Here is a 7,297-nt window from a genome sequence, read left to right as displayed (position 1 = left end):
CCGGGTGAGGGCACGCCGGCCGTCGAGCCCCCATCCCGGCCTTCCCCCGCAAGCGGGGGAAGGAGCAAAGCCGCAGCTTCAGCGAACCATTCGCTACGGCGAAGCCTTTGTCTGCAGTAGAGCGGGCGACCATCAAAAGGTACGACGAATCACCTCTCCCGCTCGCGGGAGAGGTCGGCGCGCGCAGCGCGCCGGGTGAGGGCAGCCCCGGCGCAAATCCCCTAACCCGACTCCCATCCCGACCAGCGGTCGCACTCATCGCAGCCCCTGAGACGCGGCGGCACGAAGGTGGGCTCCAGCCCATCGACCTTGCCGCCATCGGAGTCAGTCCATGACCGCCACCGCGCCTTCCACTTCCCCGTCGTCGTCCACCGTTGCCGACGTCCTTCGCGCCGACCTCGACACCGCCCTGCGCTACGCCCTGGCCATCGGCGCGCTGCTGGTGCTGATGCTGCCGGCCGCGCGCGGCAGCCAGAGCGCGATCGGCTGGTTGCCGATGTGGCTGGTGGCGATGCCGGCGATGGCGTGGTGGGCGCTGCATCGCTTCCGTCTGCCGTCGTGGCGTCGGAAGGCGCCGGACGAGGTCGGGCAGGCGCTGCGCCGCCGCCGTCGCGGCGCGGTCCAGGCGCGTCGCCGCGCGCGTCCGGCGGTGATCGCCCGGTCGCTGCCGCGCGCGGCCTGAACCGGTCCGCTGAATCGATCTGTCGACCCGATCCGCCGACTCGACCTGCCGGGCCGCCGCACCAAGCCGCTGTACCGATCTGATGTGTCGAACCGTTTTGCCGATCCCGGTCTTATGGGGCCGGATTGGCCTGCAGGTCGCGCCGCTTGGCGTCGCGCCCGTCGCGGTATCCAACGCCTGAATTCAGCCTCATCCGCCCCGAATTCACGGCGCTCGCCGCGCATCGCCACGGCCCCGCGGCGCCGCCCTTCAACGCAGCCAACCCCGCACCTCCCTACATGACCATGGACAGGGCGGCCGCCCCGGCGCCCTGTGCTAGCGTGGCGGCCTTCCTTTGTTCCGGATCCGCCATGCCCGTTCTCTCGCAGACCTGTCAGTCCCTGTTGCTAGCGGCCGGTCTCGCGGCTGCATCGGCCTGCGGCGCCGTCATCGCCAAGGAGGCGACCGTGACCGACGATCCCTATGCGTGGCTCGAAGACGTCGACGGCAAGCGCGCACTCGATTGGGTACACGCGCGCAACGCCAAGACCGAAGCCGAATACACCGGCAGCGCGCAGTTCAAGCAGCTCGAAGCGAGCATCCGCGCCAACCTGGATTCCGACGCCAAGATTCCCGGCGTGCAGAAGATCGGCGATCACTATTACAACTTCTGGCAGGACGCCCAGCACCAGCGCGGCCTGTGGCGCCGCACCACGCTGGCCGAGTACCGCAAGGACAAGCCGGCCTGGGAGACGGTGATCGACCTGGACGCGCTCAACGCCCAGGAGAACGAGCAGTGGGTCTGGCACGGCGCCGAATGCCTGCGGCCGGATTACCAGCGCTGCCTGATTTCGCTGTCGCGCGGCGGTTCCGACGCCGACGTCACCCGCGAATTCGATCTGGTCGCCAAGACCTGGATCAAGGACGGTTTCTACCGCCCCGAAGCCAAGGGCAGCCTGACCTGGATCGATCGCGATCACGTCTACGTCGCCACCGATTTCGGCAAGGGCAGCATGACCAGCTCGGGTTATGCGCGCACGGTCAAGCTGTGGACGCGCGGCACGCCGATGGCCCAGGCCGCGCCGGTCTATGAGGGCAAGGACAGCGACATGATGGTCGGCGCCTGGCACGACCCGACCCCGGGCTTCGAGCGCGACTTCGTCGAGCGCACCATCGCGTTCTACAACAACGAACTGTTCCTGCGCGGCGCCGACGGCAAGCTCAGCAAGCTCGACCTGCCCAACTCCGCCAACAAGGAAGTGCGCCGCGAGTGGCTGTTGCTGGAGCTGCGCGATCCTTACGAGGCAGGCGGCAAGAAGTACCCGGCCGGCAGCCTGATCGCCATCCGCCTGGACGAGTTCCAGGCCGGCAAGCGCGATTTCGTCAGCCTGTTCGCGCCCACTGATACCAGCTCTCTGGCCGGCACCACCTGGACCCGCCACCACCTCATCATCAACGTTCTTGACGACGTCAAGAACAAGCTCACCGTGCTGACGCCGCCGGACGCGGGGCAGGGCGAGTGGACGCGCAACGCCTTCGTCGGCGCGCCTACCTTCGGCACGGTCATGGTCGGCGCGGTCGACGGCATCGACAGCGACGCGGTGTGGCTCAGCGCCGCCGATTACCTGACCCCGACCACCTTGGCATTGGCCGAGCCGGGGCAGAAGCCCGAAGTGCTCAAGACCATGCCGACCTTCTTCGACGCGTCCAAGGACACGATCGAACAGCACTTCGCCAAGAGCAAGGACGGCACCCGCGTGCCGTACTTCCTGGTGCGGCCGAAGGACCTCAAGTACGACGGCAAGGCGCCGACCCTGCTGTACGGCTACGGCGGCTTCGAAGTGTCGATGACGCCGGTGTATTCCGGCGGCATCGGCAAGGGCTGGCTGGAGAAGGGCGGCGTGTACGCGGTCGCCAATATCCGCGGCGGCGGCGAGTACGGCCCGCGCTGGCATCAGGCCGCGCTCAAGGCCAACCGGCACAAGGCGTATGAGGACTTCGCCGCGGTCGGCCGCGACCTGATCGAGCGCAAGATCACCAGCACCCCGCACCTGGGTGTGCAGGGCGGCAGCAACGGCGGCCTGCTGACCGGCAACATGCTGACCCAGTACCCGGAACTGTTCGGCGCGGTCGTGGTGCAGGTGCCGCTGCTCGACATGAAGCGTTACAGCCACCTGCTGGCCGGCGCCTCGTGGATGGCCGAGTACGGCAATCCCGACACCGACGACTGGTCCTTCATCAAGACCTTCTCGCCGTATCACCTGTTCGACGCCAAGCGTGAGTATCCGCCGGTGATCTTCATGACCTCGACCAAGGACGACCGCGTCCATCCGGGCCATGCGCGCAAGATGGCGGCGAAGATGCTCGATGCCGGCAAGAACGTGACCTACTACGAAAACATCGAGGGCGGCCACGGCGGCGCGGCCAACAACGCCCAGCAGGCGCATATGAGCGCGCTGGCCTTGACCTTCCTGTGGCAGCGGTTGGCCCCGTGATCGGCCGCCTGCGCCGAGTGGTGGCCAGTCCCTGATGAGTCACGACCGAACGGGCGCCATGGCGCCCGTTCGGCCGATGGGTCGCCGGCGCGGCGAGCCCATCGCGCGACCCAAGTCCCCAATCCGCGTCTTGCCCCGTTGCGCAACCCGTCCTCGGACCCTATATGAAACCGACCCTGTTAACGCTTGCGGCCACGCTACTGATGACCACCACCCTCAACGTCCCCGCCGCCGACCTGCCCACGCCGCCCGATGCGGCCAAGAAGCCGTACACCGTCAAGGCGCCGCACGGCGCCCAGCGCGGCGACGAGTACTACTGGTTGCGCGACGACAAGCGCAAGAACCCCGAGATGCTGGCGTACCTCAATGCCGAGAACGCCTATGTCGACGCGGTGATGAAGCCGCTCAAGCCGCTGGAGGACAAGCTGTACGGCGAGATCGTCGGCCGCATCAAGCAGGACGACAGCTCGGTGCCGTACCGCGAGCGCGGCTACTGGTACTACACCCGCTTCGAGACCGGCCAGGATTACCCGATCCACGCGCGCCGCAAGGGCAGCATGGAGGATGCCGAGCAGATCCTGCTCGACGTCAATGCGATGGCCAAGGGCAAGGATTACTTCAGCGTCGGCGCGATGGAAGTCACCCCGGACAATCAGATCCTGGCCTGGGCCGACGACGCGGTCGGTCGTCGCCAGTACAAGATCCGGTTCAAGAATCTGGCCACCGGCGAGATCTACTCGGACGTGATTGAGAATACGTCCACCGACCTGGTCTGGGCCGACGACAACAAGACCCTGTTCTACGTCGAGAACGATCCCAAGACTCTGCTGACCGTGCGGATCAAGAAGCACGTGCTCGGCACGCCCGCGTCCAAGGACGTGCTGGTCTACGAGGAAAAGGACGACAGCTTCTACATGGGCATCGAGCGCAGCCGCGACGACGCCTACATCTGCATCAACATCCACAGCACCGTGTCGAGCGAAATCCGCTGCGCGCCGGCCGCCGATCCGAAGGAATTCTTCGTGCTCGCGCCGCGTCAGCGCGATGTCGAATACGACGCCGACCATCTCGCCGGCCGCTGGGTGATCCGCACCAACGCGCCCGGCGCCGACGGCAAGCCTGCGCCGAACTTCAAGCTGGTCACCGCCGACGACGGCGCGCGTTCGATCAAGGAATGGAAGGACTGGATCGCGCACCGCGACGACGTGTTCGTCGAGGGCTTCGAACTGTTCGACGGCTTCACCGCCGTGGCCGAGCGCTCCAACGCGCTTGAGCGTCTGCGCCTGATCGGCAAGGACGGCAAGGAAGAGTTCGTCAAGGCCGACGAGCCGGCGTTCTCGATGGGCCTGTCGGTCAATTCCGAACACGACACGCCGTGGCTGCGCTACACCTACACCTCGCTGACCACGCCGGCGACCACCTACGAGCTCAACACCCAGACCGGCGAGCGCAAGCTGCTCAAGCGCCAGCCGGTGATCGGTTACGACAGCGAGAAGTACGTGACCGAGCGTTTCTGGGCGACCGCGCGCGACGGCGTCAAGGTGCCGGTGTCGCTGGTCTACAAGAAGGGCTTCGAGAAGAACGGCAAGGCCGCGTTGCTGCAGTACGCCTACGGCAGCTACGGCATGTCGATGGACCCGGGCTTCAACAGCACCGTCGTCAGCCTGCTCGATCGCGGCATGGTGTATGCGATCGCGCACATCCGTGGCGGCCAGGAAATGGGCCGCAAGTGGTATGACGACGGCAAGCTGTTCCACAAGCAGAATACGTTCAACGATTTCGTCGACGTCACCGCCGATCTGGTCAAGGCCGGCTACGCCGCGCCCGATCGCGTCGCCGCGTACGGCGGCAGCGCCGGCGGCCTCCTGATGGGCGCGATCGCGAACATGGCCCCGGACAAGTACCGCGTGGTGCTGTCGCAGGTGCCGTTCGTCGACGTGGTCACCACCATGCTCGACGCCAGCATCCCGCTGACCACCAACGAGTACGACGAGTGGGGCAATCCGGAGAAGAAGGACTACTACGACTACATGCTGTCGTACTCGCCTTACGACAACCTCAAGGCGCAGGCGTATCCGGCGATGTTCGTAGGCACCGGCCTGTGGGATTCGCAGGTGCAGTACTGGGAGCCGGCGAAGTACGTGGCGCGTCTGCGCGACCTGGATACGGGCAAGCAGCCGGTGCTGTTCCGCACCAACATGGACGCCGGCCACGGCGGCAAGTCGGGCCGCTTCCGCCGCTTCCGCGAACAGGCGGAGATGTACTCGTTCATGATCGACCAGATGCAGGTCAGCGCGGACATCGTGGCGAAGTGAGTCGATGCATGCGCTCGCGCCGGTAGCGCGCGGTGCGGTGATCGGGCAGGCCCGGCGATGCCGGGCTTGTTCGTTTCTGGGGGGTTGCGCAAGGGTTGCGCTTGGTGCGACGGGCAGGTTCGGCCTGGGCCAAGCGAAGGCGTCGGGACTGAAGCTCCTCCGATAGAGACCTAGGTATGTCGCGCAAGCCGCGATGGCTACCTGTAGGAGCGGCGTGAGCCGCGACCGGGACAACGCAACTACGGCGTGAGCTGCGGCGTGGATGCGACCCCGCGGTCGCGGCTCGCGCCGCTCCTACACGGGGCTTCACGGATCTTCGCGAACATCCGTGGGCGGAAGGTGCCGAGGTTCGGTGAATCGGAAAGCGAAGCGAACTCGTAAGTGAAAAGAAGGCCGGGACGCACGCTTCTTCCCCGCAGAAGCGCAAGCGGCAATAACTATCTGTAGGAGCGGCGCAAGCCGCGACCGGGACAATGCAACTACGGCGTGAGTTGCGACGTAGGCGCGATCCCGCGGTCGCGGCTCGCGCCGCTCCTACAGGGAGCATCAAAGACCTTCGCGAATACTTTTGATTTATCGACGGGAGGAAGAGGCTGGGGTTCGGTAAACGACACGATATCGCGAGGTCTATGCGCGAGGGCCTCCAGCCCATACGTTCCACTCGAACCACGCCAACCCAACACCCGATCCACCCGCGGCGCTTGAAACCGTGCCGACGCCCGCCATGTGTTTCCCATCCACCGCACGGCTGCATACTTCCGGCATGTCCGTTCCACCTTCTCCCTCCGATCCAGGCGCCGATCCCGACGCCGGACCGCGAGCCGACCGCGCCGCGTCCGAGCCCCCAGCGCCGATCGAGCCGCCCGTCTCGCGCCCGCGCAGCCGCTTTCGCTGGGCTTGGTGGCTGCTGGCCTATACCAGCCTGGGCCTGGGCATCGTCGGCATCGTCGTGCCCGGCCTGCCGACGGTGCCGTTCGTGCTGCTGTCGGCGTTCGCCGCCGCGCGCGGCTCCGAGCGCCTGCACGCGCGGTTGCTGGCGCACCGCCAGTTCGGCCCGATGATCCGCGACTGGCAGGCGCACGGCGCGGTCAGCCGGCGGGCCAAGTGGCTGGCGGTGTCGATGATGTCGGCCTGCGCGGTGATCATGTTCCTGACCTCGCCCAAGCTGTGGATGGCGATGACCGGCACGGCGATCATGGCCGTGGTGGCGATCTGGCTGTGGCGCCGGCCGGAGCCGCCGGCGGATCGCGGCTCGCGGTGAAGGTTTCCCAGCCGCGCAGCTTGCGCGGCCGGCAGGCGGCATGGTCTGAACGAGCCGCAGCTCGCGCCGCCGGTTGCGTCGTCCTCAACACCCACGGCAACCCGCGCCGAAGCTAACCTACCTTCGGCGCCATCCCCATCTTTTCCAGAGTCAGCGTCTCATCGGCCCGGCCCCAGCCGCCGTCGGCGACTTCCTCGACCAGCACCATCGAATACGGGCGCACGCCCTCGCCGAAGTATTCGACGAACATCGCGGTGGTGCGGTGGATGATCTCCTCCTTGCGGGCGTGATCGAGAATGCCCTCGGGGAATTTATAATTTGCGAACGGCATGGCGATTTGTCCTTGGTGGTGATGGACGCGGGGTCCGTGCGGCGCATTGTTGTTGTGCGCTCCGGCGCGATAAAGCCGGCCCGGTTGCGAAGTGAATTCATCCAGCCGCAACAATCGCCCCGCCGCCGTCGCGCCCGCGCCAGGCCCATCAGCTGAACCCGTCCATGTCCGCGGGCCCGATCGGCCCCGCCCGTGGGTTCGTTTCCGCCGCCCCTGCGGGCTACACTTCGACCC

Annotated in this window: 5 protein-coding genes; 4 read left to right on the top strand and 1 reads right to left on the bottom strand. The window is 66.8% G+C overall.

What is annotated here, in order from left to right; all coding sequences use genetic code 11:
- The first annotated feature begins 331 nt into the window (after positions 1-331).
- From ASD86_RS02560 to ASD86_RS02545, 4 genes are all read left to right on the top strand, one after another.
- Entirely contained in the window at positions 332-682 is a 351-nt protein-coding gene (locus tag ASD86_RS02560) for a hypothetical protein (RefSeq protein ID WP_056106502.1), read from the top strand.
- 350 nt (positions 683-1,032) lie between these two features.
- Positions 1,033-3,156 (top strand): prolyl oligopeptidase family serine peptidase, encoded by a 2,124-nt coding sequence (locus ASD86_RS02555; RefSeq protein ID WP_056106500.1) that lies wholly within the window; start codon positions 1,033-1,035, stop codon positions 3,154-3,156.
- A gap of 164 nt (positions 3,157-3,320) precedes the next feature.
- Entirely contained in the window at positions 3,321-5,471 is a 2,151-nt protein-coding gene (locus ASD86_RS02550; protein ID WP_082577988.1) for a S9 family peptidase, read from the top strand.
- 763 nt (positions 5,472-6,234) lie between these two features.
- The gene (locus ASD86_RS02545; protein ID WP_082577987.1) at positions 6,235-6,732 is read left to right on the top strand and encodes a YbaN family protein; all 498 of its coding nucleotides are present in this window, start codon (positions 6,235-6,237) and stop codon (positions 6,730-6,732) included.
- A 112-nt stretch (positions 6,733-6,844) separates the two neighbouring features.
- Here the strand turns inward: ASD86_RS02545 and ASD86_RS02540 are convergent, their stop codons facing one another.
- Positions 6,845-7,063 carry a tautomerase family protein gene (locus ASD86_RS02540; RefSeq protein WP_056106495.1) on the bottom strand — a complete coding sequence of 73 codons (219 nt, stop codon included), beginning with the start codon at positions 7,061-7,063 and terminating at the stop codon, positions 6,845-6,847.
- Positions 7,064-7,297 lie beyond the last annotated feature (234 nt).

The sequence above is a fragment of the Lysobacter sp. Root690 genome (genome assembly GCF_001427785.1).
GTDB lineage: Bacteria > Pseudomonadota > Gammaproteobacteria > Xanthomonadales > Xanthomonadaceae > Lysobacter.
Note: the sequence above shows the minus strand (reverse complement) of the source record. Positions and strands in the feature narration are given on the sequence as shown.

What these genes read in the sequence shown, in the direction of transcription:
- ASD86_RS02560 (WP_056106502.1), top strand. Translation starts at nt 332, where the DNA reads ATGACCGCCACCGCGCCTTCCACTTCCCCGTCGTCGTCCACCGTTGCC.
- ASD86_RS02555 (WP_056106500.1), top strand. Translation starts at nt 1,033, where the DNA reads ATGCCCGTTCTCTCGCAGACCTGTCAGTCCCTGTTGCTAGCGGCCGGT.
- ASD86_RS02550 (WP_082577988.1), top strand. Translation starts at nt 3,321, where the DNA reads ATGAAACCGACCCTGTTAACGCTTGCGGCCACGCTACTGATGACCACC.
- ASD86_RS02545 (WP_082577987.1), top strand. Translation starts at nt 6,235, where the DNA reads ATGTCCGTTCCACCTTCTCCCTCCGATCCAGGCGCCGATCCCGACGCC.
- ASD86_RS02540 (WP_056106495.1), bottom strand. Translation starts at nt 7,063, where the DNA reads ATGCCGTTCGCAAATTATAAATTCCCCGAGGGCATTCTCGATCACGCC.